The following is a 22,553-nucleotide window of genomic DNA, read 5'->3' on the forward strand; positions in this document are numbered from 1 at the left end:
CTGACCTTGGGGTCAGGCGGGCGATTTTTTGCCTCCGGCGGGGATATTTCAGGACCGGAAAGACGTTACCCGTTTGCCTTGGCCGCGCGCTTGCGCTCATGCGGGTCAAGGTGGCGTTTGCGCAGGCGGATCGCGTTCGGGGTCACTTCGACCAGTTCGTCGTCGTTGATGTAGGCGATGGCCTCTTCAAGCGACAGGATGGTCGGTGGGGTGAGGCGCACCGCGTCATCAGTGCCGGAGGCGCGGACGTTGGTGAGCTTCTTGCCTTTGAGCGGGTTCACCTCGAGGTCGTTTTCGCGCGAATGCTCGCCAATGATCATGCCCTGATAGACCTTTTCCTGCGGGCCGATGAACATCTTGCCGCGCTCTTCGAGGTTCCACAGTGCATAGGCCACGGCATCGCCCGCATCCATCGAGATAAGAACGCCCGCGCGTCGGCCCGGGATTGGGCCCTTGTGTGGGGCCCAGCCGTGGAACACGCGGTTCAGCACGCCGGTGCCGCGGGTGTCGGTCAGAAACTCGCCGTGGTAGCCGATGAGACCGCGCGACGGCACGTGGGCGATGATCCGGGTCTTGCCGACGCCCGCCGGTCTCATCTCGACCAGTTCGCCTTTGCGCGCACCCGTGAGTTTCTCGATCACCGCGCCGGAATAATCGTCGTCGACGTCGATGGTGGCTTCTTCGATCGGCTCCATGCGCTGGCCGTCTTCTTCGCGCATGATCACCTGCGGTCGGGAGATCGACAGCTCGAAGCCCTCACGGCGCATGTTCTCGATCAAGACGCCCATCTGGAGTTCGCCGCGCCCGGACACCTCGAACGCCTCGCCGCCGGGGGTGTCGGCGATCTTGATGGCGACGTTGGATTCGGCTTCTTTCATGAGCCGGTCGCGGATCACGCGGCTCTGGACCTTCTTGCCGTCGCGACCTGCGAGCGGGCTGTCGTTGATGCCAAATGTCACGGTGATCGTCGGCGGGTCGATGGGCTGGGCGTCGAGTGGTTCGTCCACGGCAAGCGCGCAGATCGTATCGGCGACGGTCGCCTTGGACATGCCGGCGAGCGAGACGATGTCGCCGGCTTCGCCCAGTTCGATGTCCTGCTGGCCGAGCCCCCGGAAGGCCTGAACGCGGGTGACGCGGAATTGCTCGATCTTCTGGCCGATGCGCGAGATCGCCTGCACGGTCTGGCCGACCTTGACGCGGCCGGTTTCGACACGGCCCGTCAGGATGCGGCCCACGAAGGGGTCGGAGCCGAGCGTGGTGGCGAGCATGCGAAAGTCTTCGTCCTGATGGCGGATCTGTTTCGGGGCCGGGACGTGATTCACGATCAGGTTGAAGAGCGCGTCGAGGGTTTTGCGCGGTCCGTCCAGTTCGGGGTCGCACCAGCCGGAACGGCCGGAGGCGTAAAGGTGCGGGAAGTCGAGCTGGTCGTCATCGGCGTCGAGATTGGCGAAGAGGTCGAACACTTCGTCAAGCGCGCGATCGGGTTCGGCATCGGGTTTGTCGACCTTGTTCAGGACCACGATGGGCCTGAGGCCCAGTGCGAGGGCCTTCGAGGTCACGAACTTGGTCTGGGGCATCGGGCCTTCGGCCGCGTCGACCAGCAAGACAACGCCATCCACCATCGACAGGATGCGCTCGACCTCACCGCCGAAATCGGCGTGGCCGGGCGTGTCCACGATGTTGATACGCGTGCCTTTCCATTCCACCGACGTGGCCTTGGCGAGGATCGTGATGCCGCGCTCACGCTCGAGGTCGTTCGAATCCATCGCGCGCTCGTCCACGGCCTGGTTCTCACGGAAGGCCCCGGATTGCTTGAGCAGCTCGTCCACCAGCGTCGTCTTGCCGTGGTCGACGTGAGCGATGATTGCGATATTGCGAAGGTCCATATTGCGCGCGTCCTTGTTGTTCTGACGCGGGCCATACAGGGGGGCGGGAGGAATGGCTAGTGCAGTTTTGCGAGCCAGTCGATCAGGCGCGTGTTTACCGCCTCGGGCGCTTCCTGTTGGGTCCAGTGACCGATGCCGGGGAGCATGTGGCAGCCTTGCAAGTCGGCGAGCACGTCGGGGAGCAATTCCGCAGGCGGACGGGCGAACATGGTGAGGACCGGGTCGTATTCGCCGCCGATGAAGAGCGCGGGTTGCTGAATGATCGGGTTCGAGGGGTGGTTTTTCAGGAACGCATGGTCACGATGCCAGTTGCGGTATCGGTTGAGAGGGCCGCGGAAACCTGAGGCTTCGAATTGGGCGGCGAAGGTATCGACATCTTCCTGTGTCAGCCAGGGGAGAGGCAATGGCGGGCGGGAGATGCCGGTGAGCACCTTGTCGCCGTGGGGCTTGTCCGTGGGCCAGCCGTCTGGATATGCGTCACCCGACCACGCCCAGAGAAACCGCGCTATGCTGTCTTCGGGGTCGGCTTCCAGTTCGGCTTCGGCGATGCCTTCATCCTGAAAGTAGACCTGGTAGAAGAAGCGGCCCTTTTCGGTGAAGAGCTTCTTGTAGAGGTCGAGGGGGACGGTTTCGCCCGGGGTGGAATAGGGCACCGACAGGCCCGCCACCGCGCGGAAAGTGTCGGGGTAGAGGCGGGCAGAGTTCCACGCAAGGGGTGCGCCCCAGTCGTGGCCGACGATGACGGCGGGGTCATCCGGGGAAAGTGCCTTGGCAAGTCCGGCGAAGTCGGCGGTCATGCTCTCCATGTCGTAGGCTTCGATGGCGTGCGGGCGGTCGGACTCGCCATAGCCGCGCACGTCGGGTGCGGCGACGCGATACCCGGCCTTGGCCAGCGCCGGGATCTGGTGTCGCCAGCTGTACCAGCTTTCAGGAAAGCCGTGGACGAGGATGACAAGCGGGCCGTCGCCCGCCAGCGCCACGTTCAACGCGATTCCGTTGGTTGCGATCTTCTGCATATCGGTCATGGCGTTCCTCCCTTGATCCAAGGGAAGCGCAGCCCGCCGCCCGCGTCAAACGCCACGTGACGTCAGGACCGGGCGATATAGCGGTCACGGCGGTGATTGAGCGCGATGATGATGTTGAGAAACGCGGCGCCTGCGAGCGACCAGAGGACGGTTTCAAACGCAAAGAGGAAGAAGGCGACGGCGAAAACGCAGGCGTCGAAAGCGAGTTGGGTGATGCCTGCTCGGATGTCGTGGGCATCTTGAAGGTAGAGTGCGAGCATCCCGATCCCGCCAAGTGAGGCGCCGTGGCGAAAGAAGGACAGCAGCCCGAGGCCGGCACAGACGGCGCCGATCAGCGCGGCCAACGCCGGGTGGGGGAGGTCAATAGTCAGCGCCGCACCGAGGTATTCGGTCATGGTGGACATCATGGCGACCGCGAGGAAGCTCTTGATCGTGAAGGTCCAGCCCATGCGCAGGATCGCGAAGATGTAGAAGGGCAGGTTCAAGAGAAAGAAAGCGAGGCCGAAGGGCCAGCCGCCGAGGTAGGAGACGATCAGTGCTGCGCCTGCGATCTGCCCGGTGAAGAGCCCTGCGGTTTGGAGAAACACGATGCCAAGCGCGACGAGGGTCGCGGCGATGATGAAGGCGACAGCGTCTTCGACGAGGGAATGACGGTCGGGCGGGGCCGAGAGGATGAGCATCAGTGCGTGGCTGTGTTGGAGAACAGGTGGATCACGAGGATGCCACCGAGGATCATCGCCATGCCAAGAACGGCCGGAAGGTCGAGCCGTTGCGAGAACACGAGGAACCCGATGATCGCGATGAGGACGATGCCGAGCCCGGACCAGATTGCGTAAGCTATCCCGACGGGCAGGAATTTGAGCGCCCATCCGAGAAGCAGGAAAGAGACGGAATAGGCCACCACGACGATCACGCTTGGCACAAGCCGGGTGAACTGTTGGCTGGCCTGCAAAGCGGTGGTGCCGATGGTCTCGGCGAGGACAGCGAGAAAAAGGATGAGATAAGGCATCAGGTCGCGACCTCGTCTGCGATCCAGTCGAGGTAATCCTGAGCACCGCCGACGATTGGAAGCGCCGTGATCTGGGGCACGTCGTAGGGATGGTTTTCGCGGACATGACGCTCGATGCCGGGCAGGCAGGTGTCGAGCGTCTTGAGGGTCAGGAGGAACTCTCCTTCGGTTTCGATCCTGTCCTGCCAGCGGTAGACCGAGGCGATCTGCGCCACCTGCCCACAGGCGGCAAGCCTGCCTTCGACAAGACGGGAGGCTGCCTGTCGGGCCTCGGCGTCGCTCGGGTAAGTGATCTGCACTTCGATTGCTGGCATGGGCCTGTCCTTCGCGCGGTGACCTGTTTCCTCGGCAAGGCTACGAAGCGGGTCGAAGGAAGGAAAGCGGGGAATAATTCAGGGCCGCGACAGGCAGCCGGGTTTTCGGCGAAGCCTGATCGTTGTGCGTTTTCGCGATGGCGGGGTCAGGACCAATCGGGTTTCCGCTTTTCGATGAACGCCTGGATGCCTTCTGCGGTGTTCGTGTCCATCATGTTGGTTGCCATGACCTGACCAGTGTACTCATAGGCGGCGTCGAGGGGCATCTGTATCTGCTCGTAGAACGCCCGCTTGCCGATGCGCACGGCGCTCGACAGCTTGGCGGCCACGGTTTCGGCGAGATCGCGGGTCTCGGTGTTGAGCGCGTCCGGCGCGACGACGCGGTTGACCAGCCCCAGTTCGCGGGCGCGGCTGGCATCGACGAACTCCCCGGTGGTCAGCAGTTCGAATGCCTGCTTGCGCGGGACGTTGCGGCTGAGCGCCACCATCGGCGTCGAGCAGAACAGGCCGATGTTCACGCCGTTCACCCCGAAACGCGTGCCTTCGGCGGCGACGGCCATGTCGCAGGACGCGACGAGCTGACATCCGGCGGCGGTGGCGATGCCGTGGACCTGCGCGATGACCGGCATCGGCAGGTGCGGGATCATCTGCATGACCTCGCCGCAGCGAGAGAAAAGATCGCCAAAATAGGCGGAGCCGCCATCCTCGGACTGACGTCCGGCCTGCATTTCCTTGAGGTCGTGCCCTGCGCAAAACGCCTTGCCTGCGCCTTTGAGGACCACGGCCTTCACGGTGTCGTCCTCCATCAGGTCCAAAAACGTGGATTTCAATGCGGCCAGCATGTCGTCCGACAGCGCGTTCAGCGCGCCCGGATTGTTCAGGGTCAGCGTCGAAATTGACGCGGCGTCCTCACGGATCAGAAGCTCCGACATCTTGTCCTCCCTCAAGTCTCGGTGAACCATAGGACGCAAAAGAGGGAGGTGAAAGATGCAGCTCGCAATGACATTGGATGATCTGAACGCGTTTCTTGATGCGCAGTTTCCGCAGGTGGCCAACGAGTTCGAGGTGATGGATGTTTCGCCCATGCATGCGACGATCCGGGCCAACATCGGTGACAAGCACCTGCGCCCCGGTGGAACGGTCTCGGGGCCGACGATGTTCGCGCTGGCGGATGTGTCGGTCTATCTTGCGACCCTCGCCATGATCGGGCCGAAGGCATTGGCCGTCACCACGAATTGTTCGATGGATTTCATGCGAAAACCCATTGCGGGCGCGAACTTGCGTTCCGAGACCCGCATCCTCAAGCTCGGCAAGGTGCTGGCAGTCGGAGACGTGCTGATTTTCTCGGAAGGGGACGATCGGCCCGTAGCGCGCGCCGCGATGACCTATTCAATCCCGCCCGAGCGCTGATCCGCGGCAATGCGTTTCGCTTGACCTCCCGGCGGGTGGACAGCCAGTGTCGGAGCAGGGATAGCGAGAAGGGGTCGACATGAGCGATGTCATGGAAGGGGCGGTGCCCCATAACAGGCTGGAACATTTTCCCGTCACGTTCTTCGCGGTGGCGATGGGACTTTGGGGGCTGACGCTCGCCCTTCACGCTGCGCGCTTCGTCATCGGTTGGGCCGAGACGGCGGCGATCGGTGCCTTCTGGTTTGCATCAATGGTCATGGCGGCGATTACGGCCGTCTTTTTTGCCAAGATCCTGCGTTATCCGCGCGCCGTGATCGAGGAGTGGCACCATCCCGTAAAGCTCGCTTTCTTTCCGACCATCACGATCTCGCTTCTGCTGCTGGGCACGGCCATGCACAGTCAGTTTCCGCAGACCGCGGAAATCTTCTGGCTTGTCGGCGTGGTCGGGCAGGGCGTTCTGACCGTTTCGGTCGTGACGGGCTGGATCAGCCACCGGTCCTTCGAAGTGGGGCATCTGACCCCCGCATGGTTCATTCCCGCCGTCGGCAACGTGATCGTTCCCGTCGCAGGCGCACGTATGGGATATATCGAGACATCGTGGCTGTTCTTTTCCGTCGGCATGATGTTCTGGGGTGTGCTGCTGACGCTGGTCATGAACCGGCTGGTGTTTCACGATCCGATCCCCGCGCGGTTGTTTCCGACGATGGTGATCCTCATAGCGCCGCCGTCGGTGGCCTTCGTGGCCTATGTCGGGATGAATGGGGTGGTGGACGGCTTCGCACGTGTGCTGATCTACATCGCTTACCTGTTCGCAGCCCTGGTCATTGCTCAAGTGCCCAAACTTGCGCGTCTGCCGTTCGCGCTCAGCTGGTGGGCGTTATCGTTCCCGCTCGCCGCGCTCTCCATCGCGTCGTTCCTGTTTGCGCGGGTCGAAGGAACGCAGTTTCATCAAACGGTTGGCGTGAGCGCACTGGTCCTGTTGCTCGTGGTGGTCTTCGGGTTGATCCTGCGGACTGCCAAAGCGATCGGGGCTGGAGAAATCTGCCGGCCGGACTAGTTCGATCGCCGATGAGAATCGGTCCTGCGATCTCCGAAACGGCAGACGACCCGCCGACCATCGTTTTCAATTCGGGGATGGCCGAGGCACGATCACCCCATTGTCCGCGCATGGTCGACAAACCTGATCAAAATAGGCTGAAAACACAGTTTTTCCACGCGTCCCAACTCATTCGCGGATAGGATGGTCACGGTTGGAACAAACGCGCAAGTCCATGAAAGAACATACGAAAGCCGTCCTGGAGGCCTGCACCGGCCACCTCGTCGCGCAGGGGATGACCCGGCAGCGGCGCAATCTTGCCGTCTGGCAGATGAACGACGAGATGTGGGGCGGGATATCCATGCAGGTTCAGGTGAAGGGGCGCCGTGTTCGCGTCCTTCCATCGGCACAGGTGCTCTGGGAACCGGTCGAAGTGCTGGTCGCTCATGGCAAGGGCGAGGGTTTTCGCCCCTGGACCCGGTTTTCGATCACTCGGTCGCGCCAGGTGACGCCGCCGCCCGCCATCGGGCCGTTGGACTTCTACGAACCTGAACTCGACGGTTCGGTGCTGGAGCGGTTCGCGATCCTTGCGCGGCAGGTGATCGTGGGCGAAGTGCTCGACCTCGCCGATGAACGGGCCCTGCTGCAACATTTCCGGAAGAACGCGAACAAGGGGGTCGGGCGCGCCGAACATGCGCTGGCCATCCGAGCCTGGCAGAAAAAGAGCCTGGACCTCGAGGACGATTACGGTTCTCTCATGATCGAACAGCGCGAAGACGAACAGCGAGATCGTCTTGAACGGTTCCACCTCAGGCTCCGGCAATCGGTGGCCGCCCGCGAAATGTTGCGGTATTCCGGTGGGCAGGGCGTGGGGTAAAATAATACCGAAAATACAAACCACTGAAATCGTTGCATTTTCGCGATATCAATGCTCTTGACCGGGTCGGAAAAATCACTAGAAACACGCCATCCGAAACCCATCAAGGGCCGACAACCATGAAAACCTTTTCTGCGACCCCTGCAGATATCGACAAGAAATGGATCATCATCGACGCCGAAGGCGTGGTGCTGGGCCGTCTTGCTTCGATCGTCGCCATGCGTCTGCGTGGCAAGCACAAGCCATCGTTCACTCCGAACATGGATTGCGGTGACAACGTCATCGTCATCAACGCCGACAAGGTGCAGATGACCGGCAAGAAGCGCACCGACAAAGTGCATTACTGGCATACCGGCTATCCGGGCGGCATCAAGTCGCGTACCGCTGGCCAGATCCTCGAGGGCGAGCACCCCGAGCGCATCGTCATGCAGGCCGTCAAGCGGATGCTTCCGGGCAACCGGCTGAGCCGTAAGCAGATGACCAACCTTCGCGTTTACGCCGGGGCCGAGCATGGCCACGACGCGCAGAAACCCGAAGTGCTGGACGTCAAATCCATGAACAAGAAAAACACGCGTGAGGGCTGATCATGGCTGAAGAAGTGAAATCGCTCGATGAGCTGAACGCGGTTGTCGAAGGCACGGGCGAAGCGCCGGCCGCCGAAGAAACCATCAATCGTGAGCCGGTTCGCGACGAACTGGGCCGCGCCTATGCCACCGGCAAGCGTAAAGACGCAGTTGCTCGCGTGTGGATCAAGCCGGGCTCCGGCAAGGTCACGGTCAACGGCAAGGAAATGGACGCGTATTTCGCACGTCCGGTTCTGCAGATGATCCTGCGCCAGCCTTTCACCGTCGCTGGTGTCGAAGGTGAATTCGACGTTATGGCGACCGTCACCGGCGGTGGGCTGTCGGGTCAGGCGGGTGCCGTGAAGCACGGTATCTCCAAGGCGCTGCAGCTTTACGAACCGTCGCTGCGTCCGGCGCTCAAGGCAGCCGGGTTCCTGACCCGCGACAGCCGCGTGGTGGAACGGAAGAAATACGGTCGGCGCAAGGCGCGCCGGAGCTTCCAGTTCTCCAAGCGTTGATCTGCATCACGCACTGCATTGGAAAGGCCGCTCTTCGGAGCGGCCTTTTTCGTTGCCGCAAAGGTTGGACGGCGCAGTCGCGACAATTTTAGGTTTGCGGGACGCGCCTGCATTAACGGTGCGGAAAGGGAACGGGGTTAGCGTCCACGGCAATTCTCATCCAAGGAATGCGTCAATTGACCGGCGCATGGTTCAAAGGAGATTGCCATGAAGACCCTCATCGCATCCGCTCTTGCGCTCTCGCTCGCAAGTCCCGCTGCCGCAATTGACGCATCCGCCGCGCTTGGCGATTTCGTCGATCAATACGTCATGTCTTGGGCGATGGACCCGACAGTGATCGAGGCGATCCGCGCACAGAATACCGCGCATGAGGCTTTGACGCAGGACGACATCGACTCGATGGACGCGACATGGCGGGACGAGGTCGGAACCACCGCAACCCCGACGATTTCCTCCGTGCTGGACAACACGCTCTCGGACTATCTGCGGGCGCAGGTTGCCGGGCTCAAAGGTGCGGTGACGGAAGCCTTCGTCATGGATGCTCATGGGCTGAATGTCGGCGCTTCGGCAACGACCTCGGACTATTGGCAGGGGGATGAGGCGAAGTTCACGGAAACCTTCGGAGTGGGGCCGGACGCGCGACATTTCTCGGATATCGAGAAAGACGAAAGCACGCAGACATACCAGGCACAGGCGTCATTCGCGATTGCCGATCCTGACACGGGCGAGGTGATCGGCGCCATGACCGTGGGCATTAACGCCGCTGCGCTCCAGTAATCCATACTGAACCACACATCCCCTATCGAAGGTACTGAAATGACTAAGGCATCGTCCGAGCCCAAAGCCGCGTTCCGCCTGAACTCGCTTTTCCTGAAAATGGCCGCAATCGTGTTCGTCATGGGGGCTGCACTGACGGCCATGGCGTCGTTCATGTACACGCGCGCGACGATCTCGCAACTGACAGATGCCTTGCGCCATTCCGCCGGCGAAATCACAGTCATGACGGCGGAAACGCTGGCAGGTGCCGTCGCGTTCGGTGACGCCGACGTGATCGAGAGCCAGCTCATGCAATTAACGGGACATGAGAAGGCGGAAACACTGCAGGGGCTTGCGGTCGATGCCGACGGGGCTGTGGTCGTCAGTGCGGGGTCGACCCCCGGCCTCGAAGTCGACCTCGCCCGCATTGGTCGGGAAGCCGTGGCAACAGGCGCCACGGTTCTCGCGAACGACGGGCTGACTGTTGGGGTCCCGGTGCGATACCTCGGCAAAGACGCTCCGGTCGGGGCTGTGGTGACGGCGTGGACGACCGAACACGTGATTGCGAATGCCATGCAGGCCCAGTGGCGGGTCGTCGCGGCCGTCGGAGGGGCCGTGATGGTCGGCGTCGTCTTCATGACGCTGCTTCTTCGCATCTGGGTGACGCGCCCCATGGTGCAAACGGCTCGGGAAATCGACCGTGTCGCGAGTCATGATTATGACTTCGAGATCGGGGTCGCCCTGAGAGGAGACGAGCTGGGCGACATCGGAAAATCGCTCCGTGCTCTGCGCGACCGACTGCGCGATGGTGCGAAGGTGGCCCTTGAAAACCAGTTCCGCGGTATCGCGTTCGACCATTCCACCGCAGCCATCATGCTCGCCGACAAGGATCTGAACATCACGACGGCGAACGGATCGGTCATGGAAATCCTGGAGCGCTACAAGGGTGACTTCTCGAAAGTTTCCGGGGACTTCCGACCGGACGCTATCGTAGGGTCTTCGTTGGATAAATTTCACCCGGGGCCCATGGCGCAACATGTGCGCGATATCCTAACGGATCCCAAGCGACTTCCTTATACCGCACATATCTCGGTCGGCGAGGGCCGTTTCAAACTCAGCATCAACGAAGTCCGGGACGAAAGCGGTGCCCTCGCAGGCTATGTCGTCGAGTGGGAAGACAAGACCAAGGAATACATGAACGAGGCCCTTCTAGCCGCGATCGAAAACAACCAGTTGAAAGCGGAATTTTCGATCGACGGCGCATTGCTCGTTGCCAACAGGCATTTCCTCGATGCAACAGGATGCACAATGGATGAGATCGGCAGCAAAGGGGGTGGAGATCTCTTCGACTTTGATCAGACGCTTGAAGCCGAACGTGGCAGTGTTTTTGACCAGCTTCGAGGCGGCCAAACGGTCTATGGGCAATTCAAACTGCGAACGAAGTTTGGAGACCATGTGATCGTAGACGGTGGGTTCACGCCCGTCCTCGATACCGCGGGGCGTCTTCTGCGGATTATTCTGATCGGCGCGGACGTCACGGACGTCGAACGCGAATTCGCGCGGGTCGAAGCCCAGAAGACCGCGCAGAAACAGGCGCAGGACCTGGTCGTCGAAGGATTGCGCCGTGGTTTGGAGAGCCTTGCGGAAGGCAATCTGACGATGCGGATCGAAGAGGCGTTTTCCGAGGATTACGAGCAGCTTCGTGCGGATTTCAACCTGGCTGCGGACAAGTTGCTGGATGCCATGCGCGGGGTGATCGAGAACGCCGAACTGATCACCGGGGAAGCGTCCGAGATTTCCAACGCCGCGGACGATCTTTCGGCCCGCACCGAGAAACAGGCCGCGACGTTGGAGGAAACCGCATCGGCGCTGGATCAGCTGACCTCGTCGGTCAGTTCTGCCGCAGATGGTGCGGCCCATGCCCGCGAGATCGTCGAGAATGCGCGCACCGATGCCGAGGCCTCGGGCAAGGTCGTGCGCGAAGCGGTCGAGGCGATGGGCGAGATCGAGGCGAGCTCGACCCAGATCTCGAAGATCACCGGCGTGATCGACGACATCGCGTTCCAGACGAACCTGCTGGCGCTCAATGCCGGGGTCGAGGCGGCGCGGGCCGGCGAGGCGGGGCGCGGTTTCGCGGTTGTGGCCTCGGAAGTGCGGGCGCTGGCCCAGCGGTCCTCGGATGCGGCGCGAGAGATCAACGAACTGATCGCGGCGTCCGGCGGTCAGGTGAAACGAGGGGTCGAGCTCGTCGGGCAAACCGGCACGGCGCTCAAGGGTATCGTCGACGCGGTCACCGAGATATCGCGCAATGTCGCGGAGATCGCGGAAAGCGCCCGGGAGCAGAGTTCGGGGCTCGGTGAGATCAACGCAGCCGTGAACCAGCTCGACCAGGTCACACAGCAGAACGCAGCGATGTTCGAGGAAACCACGGCCGCAAGCCACGCTCTCACACGCGAGGCCGAGAGCCTGGCCATCACGATGGCCCGTTTCAAGGTCGGAGAGGGTTCCCAAGACGCATCGGCTCTCGTCAGGTCAGAGGCTGCAACACGGTCTGACCCGTCGCAAGGCCAAGTGGTCCAGGAACCGTCTGCACTTCGTGCCGTATCCGGTGGTGCCGTGATTGAGGCTTCCGTCTCGGACGACGACGGATGGGATGAATTTTGAACACAGTTGCGACAGGAATTCCACGAAAGACGCGGGTCCTTATCGTTGACGATTCACCAACGATGAGAAAGCTCATCCGCGCCGGTTTGGAAGCCGATCCCAGGCTTACAGTCGTCGCCGAAGCGGGCACGGCAGTGGAGGCACGGAAATGCATCCAATCGGTCGAAATCGATGCTGTGACCCTGGATGTAGAAATGCCAGGAATGAATGGGTTGGAGTTCCTGAAAAGGTTAATGGCGGCGCGTCCGAAACCGGTCGTGATGATATCGTCCTTTACGCCGGAGGGCAGCGAGGCTGCAATCCAGGCCATGAGCCTTGGTGCCATCGATTGTATCGAAAAACCAAGGTTCGGAGAAGCAGAACGAACATTCGCGCGCCTTGCCGACCTCCTTGTTTCCGTGGCGGGCAAAAAGACAAATCTCAGGTTTCCCCCGTCTAGCCGGGGCGAGCACTTGGCGCCGCAGCACTTCGCGGAGTGGAACGGCAAATTCATTCTGATCGGGGCCTCCACGGGAGGCGTCGAGGCGCTCGAATACCTTTTCAAAGAGTTTCCTGCGGATTGCCCGCCAACCTATGTGACGCAACATATGCCGGAACAGTTTTTGTCAAGTTTCACGCGACGGCTTGATGGAATCGTCGCGCCAGAAGTGCGGCTTGCCTCAGAAGGCGACAAGCCGAGCAAGGGTCAGATCCTGTTCGCCCCCGGTGGCGCGTTCCACCTGGAATTGTCCGAAGAAGAATTTCGCGCGAAACTCTCGGCAGGGCCGAAGTGTTCCGGGCACCGACCTTCCGTAGATCGAATGTTCCAGTCCGCAGTTCCTTTTGGGAGCCGCGTCATTGCTGCCCTCCTGACCGGTATGGGCCGAGATGGCGCGGAAGGGATGCTTAATCTGAAAAAGGCGGGCGCGATCTGTTTCGGACAAGACGAGGATTCTTGTGTGGTCTTCGGTATGCCGCGCGCAGCTTGGCAACTTGGAGCATTGGAAGATCTGGTTGGTCTCCCACAGATGTCCGGTCGGTTGTTGCAAGCCGCATCTCTGGCGCAACCGTAAGAACAGCGGAGTTCCATATATGAGCATAAGCAAACTCAAGGTGGGAAAGTCCTATATTTCACAGGGCGAATTTGCAATCGACGGCGGTCAAGATGCCGTAATCGCAACGCTTCTTGGTTCTTGCGTGTCGGCGTGCATTTGGGACGCGGCACGCGGGATCGGTGGGATGAACCATGTGTTGTTCACTGACGACACATCGGGTTCCGATCAAGCCTACGGACATGGAGTCAATTCAATGGAACTCTTGATCAATGGATTGCTGCGACTTGGCGCAGACCGATCGACATTAAAGGCGAAAGTCTTCGGCGGGGCACGCATGATTGACGGCTTGTCCAACGCAGGCCCGCGCAACGTCGACTTCGTGAAGGACTTTCTTCGACGGGAATCCATCTCTTACATCGGTGGAGACACGGGTGGAAATGCTGCGCGCAGACTGGAGTTCTGGCCTGGAACTGGGCGCGCTCGTGTGAAATCGGTAGCCCTGCAAGTGCCGCTCGCTCCAACAGAGACCATGACGGCGCATGGAGTCGAATTGTTCTGATGAGAGCAGAATAGTCGCGGATGGCCCCAATCGCTATCGCGCGCGCGAGGTCGAAAAACCAGCAAGGTGTTCTCAGTAGTCACATCGAGGTCAGGGCGGGAACAGATTCAATCCAAATCATGGGTGCCAAGTTGCGTCAAAGCCACGTCGTTCCGTCCAACCCGTCATCACTGGAGTTATCGGCCCGTGGAAACATTCGGGCTCGCAGGGACATGAGTTGAATGCTCGCTTCCAAATGGGCTCGACCTACTGTCTGGTCCGCTTTAATGCCGGACAATTGGTGAGCGTAAGCATTCAGATTCTCGAGTGTCTGATGGAGCCGATCAAGATCCTGTAACATCATGAATTCTGATGCCAGGTCCGGGTGGTTCGACTTCTCGAGCAAAGTAGATGTCAGGACTTGAAGCTTGGCGCAGTCGCAGGCCGCACGCTCCAACTCGATACTCAGGCGCCCGATCGCATCGGACAGAGGCAATGTCTCTTCCTGATCCATGTTGCTGAAACCACCATCCATGAAGATCACAGCCGTCCGACAATTGCCTCGACGGCATTGCGCAAGTCATCCGGTCGAAATGGTTTGGGAATGAAATTGTTCATTCCCAGCTTTTTACCCATCTCGATGATGTCCCGTTCCACCTTTCCGGTGATAAGGAGAAACCCGACTTTGCGTGTTGCAGGCGCATTTCTGAGCGCATGGAGGAGTTGGAGGCCGTTCATTCCCGGCATGTTCATGTCGGAAATAACGAGGTGGACAGGCCAGGTCGCTATTTTCTTCAGCGCTGCGTGCCCGTCAGTCGCACTTTCAACCTGACGGATACCGAAATCATCCAATGCCTGGGTAATCAATCCGCGGCTGGTCGACATGTCATCAACGACCATGATCCTGAGCTGGTTCCGCAATGACATCAGGTTTCCTTTCGAGAGGTCGGATCGCCGCGCCGCGTGTAGGTCGTAATACCTGACTTCTCGAACAGGTTTTCCGCAGCCGCGTCGATCCTTTCGCTGTGTCCGAGGAATAGCCAACCGTTCGGGTGAAGCATGGATCCGTATCTCTGCCAGAGGGCGCTTTGCGTTTGCTTGTCAAAATAAATGACCACGTTGCGGCAGAAAATAGCGTCGAATTTCTTCTGCATCGGCCATGGATCGAGAAGGTTCAGAGTATTGAACAGGATATAGGGTCGAAGATCTGCGGAGATGCAGGACTGGCCATCTTCGCTGGCGTCCAGAAACCGCGCACGATGCTCTTTCGTCAGGCCGCTGGTCATATGTTCCGGGTACCGACCGCGGCGTGCCGTGGACACCACCACCGGGTCGATGTCGGTGGCGAGAATTCTGACATCTGAAGGCGGAAGCCCGGCTTCATGCAGGACCATGGCGATCGAATACGGTTCCTGCCCATTTGCACAACCTGCTGACCAGATCATGCTCTTGCGCCCCATCTTAGAATTATCTCTCAGTCTCGGGACCACTTCGGTGCGCAGGAAGTCGAAGTGATGCGACTCACGAAAAAAATGTGAAACGTTCGTCGTCAGGGCAGAAATCAAATGCCCCAATTCCGAATTCCCCGGCGCTTCGATAAGATCGCAGTAGCCCTCGAAGTTGTCGATCCCGACGGCACGCAAACGGCGCGCAAGCCTGGTTCGAACCATCGCAGACTTGCCGTCATTGATCGCTAGACCTGCCTCACGCCGGGCGATCTGCGCGATACGCTCGAATGCGGCTTTTGATAGAGAAGGACCTTGCGCCGGACCGGAGGGTGCGACGGGATCCGGCGGCTCGATCGCAGTCGGATGTGTCACGCGGCTTCCTCATCCTGTGATGGAAGAACGGCTGTCAGGTCCAGAACCCTGATCATGCGGTTTTCCATGATGGTCAAAGCACTTACGAAGTTGCGTTGCTGGTCGGCTGGCAGATCCGGTGGCGGCTGGAGGTCGTCCTCGGCAATCGCCAGAATGTCGGACACAGCATCCACCATGAGCCCGACGATCCGGTCCGATATCGCGACCACGATGATCACGTTTCGGTCGCCGTCGGTCTCGGTATCCAGTGCGAGGCGGGACGCCAGATCCATGATCGGGAGAACGGTTCCGCGCAGGTTTATCACGCCACGCATGTAATCCGGGGAATGCGGAAGGGTTGTCGCCTTCGCGCCGCCACGGATTTCTCGAACCTGCATGATATCGACGCAGTAATCCTGACCCCCGACGAGGAAAGAGAGATACTCGTGCACGTTGCTATCTCTTGTTTTGTCGTTAGACGTGTGGGCGGTCACCATTCTCGCACCTCCAGTGTTGTGCCGTCAGAGGGATGGTTGCAGGGATCGACGGCGGAGTATGGTTTCGTCCGTCCGCTGGCCTGAGCGATCAGGTCTGCCGGGTCCAATATGAGTGCGATCTGGCCGTCGCCGAGGATCGTGGCGGCGGCAATACCGGGGACGCGCCCGTAGCTGTCCTGCAATCCCTTGATGACGACTTGGCGCTGATCCTCGATCGAGTCGACGATCACGGCGGCCGACAGGCCGTCCTCCTGACCGATCAGAAGAACGACGCCACCTGTGTAATCGCCGAGAGGGCTTCGGTAGCCAAGTTCGGTGCCGAGGTCTATCAACGGAACGAACGTGTCGCGAATGTTGATGACATGCGTCGAAGGTCCGAACGTGCGAAGGTCATCGCTGGAAACAGCCAGCGTCTCGAAGATCGCGTTCAGGGGTATGACGAGCGTTTCGTCTTCAACTCGCACGACCATACCGTCCAGTACGGCAAGCGTCAGCGGAAGCGAGATCGAAAACGTGGTGCCCTCGCCGGGTTCGGAGTGGATGGACACCCGGCCACCCAGCGCCTGGATCGAACTTCTGACGACATCCATCCCGACACCGCGCCCCGACAGGTTCGAGACTTCGTCGGCCGTGGAGAACCCGGGAAGAAAAAGAAGGTTGTCGATCTCACCGTCCGACAATTGGCTTTCGGGCGGTATGAGACCCTTTTCGATCGCCTTGGCGAGGACCTTTTCGCGGTTGATGCCTGCTCCATCGTCGCGCACTTCGATCACGACCCTCCCGGAGCGGTGCAAGGCCGAGAGATACACGTTGCCTTCTCGGCTCTTGCCGAGCGTCTCGCGCTCTGCATTGCTTTCCAGCCCATGGTCCACGGCGTTGCGGATCATATGCGTGAGCGGGTCGGCGAGCCGTTCGATCACGGTCTTGTCGACCTCGGTATTCTCGCCTTCGGTGCGCAGCCGAACGTCTTTTTTGATATCAGCCGAAGATTCCCGCACGATACGTGACATGCGCTGGAAGAGCGATTTGACCGGCTGGGCGCGGATCATCATGACGCTTTCCTGAATGTCGCGGGTGAGCTGCTGGAATTCTTCCAACCCGGTGCGAACGGGTGAATTGGGTGGAATGCCGACGGCTTCGACGCTCTGGCTGAGCATTGCCTGATTGATGACGATTTCTCCGACGAGGTTCACCAGGCGGTCGATCCTGTCGAGATCTACGCGCACCGTGGCTTTCGGCGTGGCATTGTTCTGCCCGCGTCGGGCGTTAGGGGCACTCGGGTCGCTCGGTATAGGGGGCGGCGGAGCTGATGCCGGTTCCAAGTCTTGTGGATCGGGCCGAGCGTCAGCAGTTGGAACGTCTGAACCCGATGCCGGTGAAGGGTGGACTTCGTCGCTGGTCGCGTCGGTATCAGATGTGATCTCGTCGGGTGGTGCCGGAAGGTCCGCATCGCCGCCCATTGTGGCCATCGGCTCGTCGGTTCCCGAATGATCGGCCGGAGGCAAGTTACCGAGACCCGGTGGCTGGTCTTGTGATTGCGCAATGTCGAGTTGACAAAGGTCTTCGACGAATTCGAATGCTTCGCGGATTGCATCTTTTGCTTCATTGGTTTTCAGGGAGATGACCCAGGACATGTGCCCATGTTCCGGATCGAGCTCGGCAAGGTGCGGCAGATCGGGCGTCTCGCACGTAACCTCGATTTCGCCGAGATCGCGAAGCGCGCGGAACAGGAACTGGGGCTCATTGCCATTGGCATAGAGAAGCGATGACGGCGTGAAGGACACCCGCCAGGCCGGATCGCTTCCCAGGCCCGCGTCTTCGGGCGTGCCAATATCAAGATCGAGCGAAAGGGCCGTGACTTCGAATTCGATATTCGTTTGCTCGCCGGTAACTTCATCGGTTCCGATCAGCTTTTCCAAGTCGTTGACAACCGGTTCGAGGCGCGCCTCGTCGTGTGTTTCGTCGTCGCGGGCTTCGCGGACGAGGTCGCCCAGCATGTCGCCACAGGTGAAGAAGAGTTTGAGAACATTGCCTTCGGCCTTGAGACGGCCGGAGCGGACCTCGTCGAGTGTGGTTTCGAATTTGTGGGCGAAGGACACGAGCGTATCGAGCCCGAAGGCCCCGGCACCGCCCTTGATCGAGTGAACCGCCCGAAAGACGACGTTGATCGTCTCCTCGTCATCCGACTCATCGTAGATCACCTGAAGCCCGTCCTGGAGCGATTCCAGAAGTTCTTCGCATTCAACGAAGAAGGATGCCTTGATTTCGGCCATAGGGTCGGACATGGGCTTACCCCGCTACCATTCTGAGGGCCTTGACCAGCTTGGCCGGATCGAAGGGCTTAACGATCCACCCCGTCGCACCGGCCTCCCGCGCCCTTGCTTTCATTTCGGAGGCGCTTTCAGTGGTCAGCACGAGGATGGGGATGGAACGGAACTCCTCACGCGTGCGCACGGCGTCGATGAAACCGAATCCATCCATACGCGGCATGTTGATGTCCGTGATGATCGCGTCCGGCGGGGAGATTTCATCGAGCACTTCAAGACCATGCACGCCGTCTTCGGCGAGATGCGTTTGGATTCCTTCGCTCGTCAGGGCGAGCCTTACCATGTCGCGCATGGTGCGGCTGTCATCCACGGCAAGTACCTGTATCGTCATTGCGGCTGCTCCCAACGGGTCACGGTTTCGGGTGTGAAGCCAAGGAGCGCGAGCTGGTCTGCCACATCCGTCGAAACATTCGTCAGTGACAGCACATGGCCGTCTGCCTCCCAGCTCTTCGCTGCCGCGCGGATGACCTGAAGTGCCAAAGCCCCGACATAGTTGACGGCATTTGCGTCCAGCACGAGGTCGGCTCCTGAACGGTCGAGGATCTCGTCGCGCAGCGGCCCGGCTGCGCGCAGGTCGAGTTTCGGGGTGAGCGCGAGTGTCGCCGTCATGGCATCGCTACCTGCACCGATTGCGCCGTGGTCATCCTGACATCCCCTGTATTCCATTCGGTTCACCGAAGGGCATACGGCAGGGGGCGTTAAGATTGGCTTACTGGGAAAGCAGTTTTCGCGCTGTTCTGTCCTGCGACAGGAAACGGGCCTGGCCGACAAGCGCGGCGTAGTCGTCTTCGATCAGGAATACGCCGATGTCGCGCACAAGGTTTCCGAAGCGGCCCTTGTCCTCCATCGCCTCGGCGAAGGCGGGCGTCTTGAGCCAGGGGGCGAGCGCGCGGGCCATGCCTCCGATAATAAACACACCACCGAAACAAAGGTGAATGAGCGCGAGATCTCCGACCAGGGTGCCGAAGAGCCGGGTCGCATGTTGAACCGCGCGAAGCGCCACCGGATCACCGGATTGGGCGCCTTCGATCACTTCGGCGGAGGTCCAGTCCCGCGGCGCGCCCGAACGCCCGGAGTGAAACCGCGCAACTTCGGCGATGCCGCGACCGGACAGGGCTTCTTCGACGGACGGGAACCCGTGCAAGGCCTCAAGATGGCGGGACAACGCGTCGTCCTCATCGGTGCGCGTCGGCAACGTGATGTGTCCGGCTTCGGCCGGCGCCACGATCCGTTGACCTGTTTCAATCAGCACTGGTGCGATGTTGAACCCGGTGCCTATGCCGACCATGAGGCGCGTCGCGCCGTCCTTCGGTGTATCGCATCTTTTCAGACAGGTGAGTTTCTCTTCCGCGATATACCCGAGCGCGTGTCCCTGCGCCTGAAGGTCGTTCAGGATTGCGACGCGTTCGGCAGAGGTGGCACGTGCGACCCGGTCGGGGTCGATGGTCCAATCGAGGTTCGTCATCTTGCCGATGCCATCGCGAACGGGTCCGGCAAGCGCGACGCTGGCGTCCGCGCAGCCGGGGGAGCCATGATCGGAAAGGTAACTCGCGAGCACGCTTTCCAGACCCTCATGTTCCGCATTGCGAAATCGTGTGATCGTATCAGGGAGCAAACGGCCATCCTCGGCCAGCGCGACCCGGGTGTTGGTGCCTCCGATATCGGCTACGAGCGACAGAGTGTTGGCGGCGTGGGTCATCGGCTTCCGTGATTGGTGCGGCGTCAATCGCGCGAAAGCGCGTGCTTGAAGGCGTGGTAGGACGCTTTGGGCGTGCGTTCAAGGCTGTCGAAGTCCACGTGGACCATGCCAAAGCGTTTGTCGTAGCCGAAGGCCCATTCGTAATTGTCCATCAGTGACCACGCGAAATAGCCTTTGACAGGGATGCCATCGTCAATGGCACCGCGGACCTGGGCGAGGTGACCGTTGAAATAGCCGATCCTGTCTGCGTCATCGACCTGGCCATCCTGAAAGGCGTCCGGTGCAGCCATTCCATTTTCGGTGACGTAGAGGGGCAGGGACCCGGTGTGATCGCGCGCTACACGGCGCAGGAACTGGCCGAGGCCGTCGGGATAAATCTCCCACCCCATGTAGGTCTTGGGCAATGGTCCTTCGACCTCGGCGAGAGACGGGAAGGGGCCGGGCGCGGGGGCGATCAGCTTGCGTGTGTAGTAGTTGATCCCGGCCCAGTCGACCGGCGTTGCGATCGTGTCCATGTCGTCCTGCCAATCGTCTGGCAGGTGCGGCGCGATGCCGTCCAGAAGCGGCTCTGGATAGGCGCGGTTGAAGACCGGGCCAAGGAAAGCTCCGTTGTAGATCGCGTCGTATCGGTCTGCGGCGGCCCGTGCCTCGGGGCTGGCGTCAGCCGGTTCGCTATGTTCGAGGTTGAAGACCGCGCCGAGATTGTCGTGTCCCGCCGCGCGCATCGCCTGCGTCGCCGTGCCATGCGCGAGAAGCACGTGATGGATCGCGCGCGATGCCGCACGAATGTCGCGCAAGCCGGGGGCGTGGTGGCCCAGAAAATGACTGAGCCAGCTGACGCACCAGAATTCGTTGATCGTCGCGGTGGACCAGAGGCGATCCCCGATCCGGGCCATCAGCGCTTGGGCATAATCCGCGAACCATCCAGCGATGTCGCGGTTTCGCCAGCCGCCGAGATCGGAGAGCGCCGAGGGTAGTTCCCAGTGATACAGCGTGAGCGCGGGCTTGATGCCGCGCTCGAGCATCCCTTCCACGAGCCTGTCGTAGAAGTCGAGCCCCTCCGGGTTCACGCTGCGACCATCGGGCATGACCCGCGCCCAGCTCGCGGAGAAACGGTAGACGTCGAAGCCACCGTCCGCGATCAGGTCGAGGTCTTCAGACCAGCGGTGATAATGGTCACAGGCGATGTCGCCGTTTTCGGCGTTTACCACGTTGCCGGGCGTGGCGGCGAAGGTATCCCAATGGGTCGAACCGGCACCGCCGTAAGCGTGGCCTTCGATCTGGTAGGCGGATGTGGACACCCCGAAGAGGAAATCGTCGGGGAAATCCGCGCGGCGGTATTTGAGGGTCATGAGGGCTCCGTCTGTCTCATTGGCTTGTGGGCCGGGGCCGGCCCGGTGGACGCCCCGAGTATGAGTTCGGCCTCCATCATCTCGGTCCGGGGAGCGGGGTTTCCGCTTTCGATCAGGTCGATCAGCATTGCGGCGGCGCGCTTCCCAGCGTCGCGCACCGAGGCGCGGGTGGCCGTGAATTGCGGTTCCTCCCGACCATTGGGCAGATAGGAGAGGTCGTCGTCATGGATGATGACCGAGACATCCTTCCCGAGAGTCAGACCGGCTTCGCGCAGCGCACGACGAATGCCGATGCCGGGGATCATGGAGGACGTCAGGATGGCGGTCGGCGGTTCTGCCAGTCGCAAGAGTTCAAGCGTGCTGTCGTGGCCATATTGCTCTGTCATCTCGCCGGAGAAGTAAGAACAATCACCGGGACTTAAGCCATGTTCCTCAAGTGCGGCCTCAAAACCGGCGCGGCGGCGGATGGCGAAATCCATGTCCTCCAGCCCGTTGATGAGGGCGAAGCGGCGATGACCGAGGTCGATCAGGAATTTGGTCGCACGGTGGAAAGCGCGGAGGTTGTTCATATCCACCCATGAATAGGCCTCGTCACTGTCGGAAGCGCGCCCGTGGACAACGAAAGGTATGCCCACCTGTTTCAGAAGATGAATGCGCTGATCTCCGGCGCGTGGCGCGTGCACGATGATGCCGTCAACGGAGCCTTTCGTCCGGAATTCCTCGTAAGCGCGTTCCTGGTCTTCGTCAGGAACGATCGAAATCAGCATGTCATAGCCGTGGCTGGCATAAACTTCCCCTGCGCCAGAGATGAAATCGGCGAAGACCGGGTTCATCATCTCGTGCTCGGAAGAGACGGGAATCACATGCCCGATCGCCATCGCCCGGCCTGTGGCCAACGAACGGGCCCGCATGTTCGGGCGGTAGCCATATGCGTCTGCCGCGGCCTGAACCTTTTTGCGTGTCGCTTCAGACACTTCGGGAAAGCCGTTCAACGCACGGCTCACTGTCGTGGGGGACAGGTTCAGGGCTTTGGCAAGTTCCTTGAGGGTCATTTTCTGCGCATTTCAAACCGGTTTGGAGTGATCCGACCGTAGACGGGGCGGGGTGATCCGTCAAAGGTATGGCGCGTTTTGTAGTCAATGTTTGCGTAAACTGTCTAAATTGGGGGCATCTTGGGAATCGCAATTGACTCCGTATCGGTGACGGGCAAGAGTGACCCCATCCAAAGCGGTTTGGAGCGCTGCTGTTG

The 22,553-nt window shown here is 60.7% G+C and carries 25 protein-coding genes; 9 read left to right on the forward strand and 16 right to left on the reverse strand.

Annotated features, from left to right (window positions below):
* Positions 1 to 65: 65 nt before the first annotated feature.
* From typA to KJP28_RS10750, 6 genes are all read right to left on the reverse strand, one after another.
* Positions 66 to 1,886: a translational GTPase TypA gene (gene typA, locus KJP28_RS10725; RefSeq protein WP_218392533.1), complete on the reverse strand. Its 1,821-nt coding sequence runs from the start codon at positions 1,884 to 1,886 to the stop codon at positions 66 to 68.
* A gap of 56 nt (positions 1,887 to 1,942) precedes the next feature.
* Entirely contained in the window at positions 1,943 to 2,911 is a 969-nt protein-coding gene (locus KJP28_RS10730) for an alpha/beta fold hydrolase (protein WP_218392534.1), read from the reverse strand.
* A gap of 62 nt (positions 2,912 to 2,973) precedes the next feature.
* Positions 2,974 to 3,591, reverse strand: coding sequence for a YitT family protein (locus KJP28_RS10735; RefSeq protein WP_218392535.1), 618 nt, complete (start codon positions 3,589 to 3,591; stop codon positions 2,974 to 2,976).
* Complete coding sequence (locus KJP28_RS10740; RefSeq protein WP_418887927.1) at positions 3,591 to 3,923, reverse strand: SMR family transporter; 333 nt, start codon at positions 3,921 to 3,923, stop codon at positions 3,591 to 3,593. Before KJP28_RS10740 ends, KJP28_RS10735 begins: the two co-directional genes overlap by 1 nt.
* Entirely contained in the window at positions 3,920 to 4,234 is a 315-nt protein-coding gene (gene cutA, locus KJP28_RS10745; protein ID WP_218392537.1) for a divalent-cation tolerance protein CutA, read from the reverse strand. The genes KJP28_RS10740 and cutA overlap by 4 nt, the downstream gene beginning before the upstream one ends.
* A gap of 146 nt (positions 4,235 to 4,380) precedes the next feature.
* Entirely contained in the window at positions 4,381 to 5,166 is a 786-nt protein-coding gene (locus KJP28_RS10750; protein ID WP_218392538.1) for an enoyl-CoA hydratase, read from the reverse strand.
* A gap of 55 nt (positions 5,167 to 5,221) precedes the next feature.
* On the opposite strand from KJP28_RS10750, the gene KJP28_RS10755 reads away from it, so the two are divergent.
* From KJP28_RS10755 to KJP28_RS10795, 9 genes are all read left to right on the forward strand, one after another.
* Positions 5,222 to 5,644: a PaaI family thioesterase gene (locus KJP28_RS10755; RefSeq protein WP_218392539.1), complete on the forward strand. Its 423-nt coding sequence runs from the start codon at positions 5,222 to 5,224 to the stop codon at positions 5,642 to 5,644.
* 79 nt (positions 5,645 to 5,723) lie between these two features.
* A complete protein-coding gene (locus tag KJP28_RS10760) occupies positions 5,724 to 6,701 on the forward strand; it encodes an SLAC1 anion channel family protein (protein WP_218392540.1) in 978 nt (325 codons plus the stop codon).
* Between the two features lie 214 nt (positions 6,702 to 6,915).
* Entirely contained in the window at positions 6,916 to 7,557 is a 642-nt protein-coding gene (locus tag KJP28_RS10765; RefSeq protein WP_218392541.1) for a hypothetical protein, read from the forward strand.
* Positions 7,558 to 7,676: 119 nt separating this feature from the next.
* Positions 7,677 to 8,141 (forward strand): 50S ribosomal protein L13, encoded by a 465-nt coding sequence (gene rplM / locus KJP28_RS10770; RefSeq protein WP_218392542.1) that lies wholly within the window; start codon positions 7,677 to 7,679, stop codon positions 8,139 to 8,141.
* A gap of 2 nt (positions 8,142 to 8,143) precedes the next feature.
* Positions 8,144 to 8,638, forward strand: coding sequence for a 30S ribosomal protein S9 (rpsI, locus tag KJP28_RS10775; RefSeq protein WP_218392543.1), 495 nt, complete (start codon positions 8,144 to 8,146; stop codon positions 8,636 to 8,638).
* Positions 8,639 to 8,845: 207 nt separating this feature from the next.
* On the forward strand, positions 8,846 to 9,415 hold the full coding sequence (locus KJP28_RS10780; protein ID WP_218392544.1) for a hypothetical protein: 570 nt from the start codon (positions 8,846 to 8,848) through the stop codon (positions 9,413 to 9,415).
* A 39-nt stretch (positions 9,416 to 9,454) separates the two neighbouring features.
* Complete coding sequence (locus KJP28_RS10785; protein ID WP_255552300.1) at positions 9,455 to 12,058, forward strand: methyl-accepting chemotaxis protein; 2,604 nt, start codon at positions 9,455 to 9,457, stop codon at positions 12,056 to 12,058.
* Positions 12,055 to 13,110 (forward strand): chemotaxis-specific protein-glutamate methyltransferase CheB, encoded by a 1,056-nt coding sequence (gene cheB / locus KJP28_RS10790; protein WP_255552301.1) that lies wholly within the window; start codon positions 12,055 to 12,057, stop codon positions 13,108 to 13,110. The genes KJP28_RS10785 and cheB overlap by 4 nt, the downstream gene beginning before the upstream one ends.
* Positions 13,111 to 13,129: 19 nt before the next feature.
* A complete protein-coding gene (locus tag KJP28_RS10795; protein WP_218392546.1) occupies positions 13,130 to 13,651 on the forward strand; it encodes a chemotaxis protein CheD in 522 nt (173 codons plus the stop codon).
* Between the two features lie 136 nt (positions 13,652 to 13,787).
* On the opposite strand, the gene KJP28_RS10800 is transcribed toward KJP28_RS10795, so the two are convergent.
* The 10 genes from KJP28_RS10800 to KJP28_RS10845 all read right to left on the reverse strand — a co-directional run bounded on the left by KJP28_RS10800 (position 13,788) and on the right by KJP28_RS10845 (position 22,356).
* Complete coding sequence (locus KJP28_RS10800) at positions 13,788 to 14,165, reverse strand: hypothetical protein (protein ID WP_218392547.1); 378 nt, start codon at positions 14,163 to 14,165, stop codon at positions 13,788 to 13,790.
* Between the two features lie 5 nt (positions 14,166 to 14,170).
* Positions 14,171 to 14,557: a response regulator gene (locus KJP28_RS10805; protein WP_218392548.1), complete on the reverse strand. Its 387-nt coding sequence runs from the start codon at positions 14,555 to 14,557 to the stop codon at positions 14,171 to 14,173.
* Entirely contained in the window at positions 14,557 to 15,357 is an 801-nt protein-coding gene (locus KJP28_RS10810; protein WP_336245335.1) for a CheR family methyltransferase, read from the reverse strand. Before KJP28_RS10810 ends, KJP28_RS10805 begins: the two co-directional genes overlap by 1 nt.
* 89 nt (positions 15,358 to 15,446) lie before the next feature.
* Entirely contained in the window at positions 15,447 to 15,881 is a 435-nt protein-coding gene (locus tag KJP28_RS10815) for a chemotaxis protein CheW (RefSeq protein ID WP_336245327.1), read from the reverse strand.
* Between the two features lie 38 nt (positions 15,882 to 15,919).
* Positions 15,920 to 18,211: a chemotaxis protein CheA gene (locus KJP28_RS10820; protein WP_218392550.1), complete on the reverse strand. Its 2,292-nt coding sequence runs from the start codon at positions 18,209 to 18,211 to the stop codon at positions 15,920 to 15,922.
* A gap of 4 nt (positions 18,212 to 18,215) precedes the next feature.
* The gene (locus KJP28_RS10825) at positions 18,216 to 18,584 is read right to left on the reverse strand and encodes a response regulator (RefSeq protein WP_218392551.1); all 369 of its coding nucleotides are present in this window, start codon (positions 18,582 to 18,584) and stop codon (positions 18,216 to 18,218) included.
* Positions 18,581 to 18,919, reverse strand: coding sequence for an STAS domain-containing protein (locus tag KJP28_RS10830; RefSeq protein WP_218392552.1), 339 nt, complete (start codon positions 18,917 to 18,919; stop codon positions 18,581 to 18,583). Before KJP28_RS10830 ends, KJP28_RS10825 begins: the two co-directional genes overlap by 4 nt.
* Positions 18,920 to 18,962: 43 nt before the next feature.
* Positions 18,963 to 19,952: a glucokinase gene (locus KJP28_RS10835; protein ID WP_218392553.1), complete on the reverse strand. Its 990-nt coding sequence runs from the start codon at positions 19,950 to 19,952 to the stop codon at positions 18,963 to 18,965.
* A 23-nt stretch (positions 19,953 to 19,975) separates the two neighbouring features.
* Complete coding sequence (locus KJP28_RS10840) at positions 19,976 to 21,304, reverse strand: GH1 family beta-glucosidase (protein WP_218392554.1); 1,329 nt, start codon at positions 21,302 to 21,304, stop codon at positions 19,976 to 19,978.
* Complete coding sequence (locus tag KJP28_RS10845; protein ID WP_218392555.1) at positions 21,301 to 22,356, reverse strand: LacI family DNA-binding transcriptional regulator; 1,056 nt, start codon at positions 22,354 to 22,356, stop codon at positions 21,301 to 21,303. The genes KJP28_RS10840 and KJP28_RS10845 overlap by 4 nt, the downstream gene beginning before the upstream one ends.
* Between the last annotated feature and the right edge of the window lie 197 nt (positions 22,357 to 22,553).

Source organism: Maritimibacter dapengensis (assembly GCF_019218265.1).
In the GTDB taxonomy this organism is placed as follows: Bacteria; Pseudomonadota; Alphaproteobacteria; order Rhodobacterales; family Rhodobacteraceae; genus Maritimibacter; species Maritimibacter dapengensis.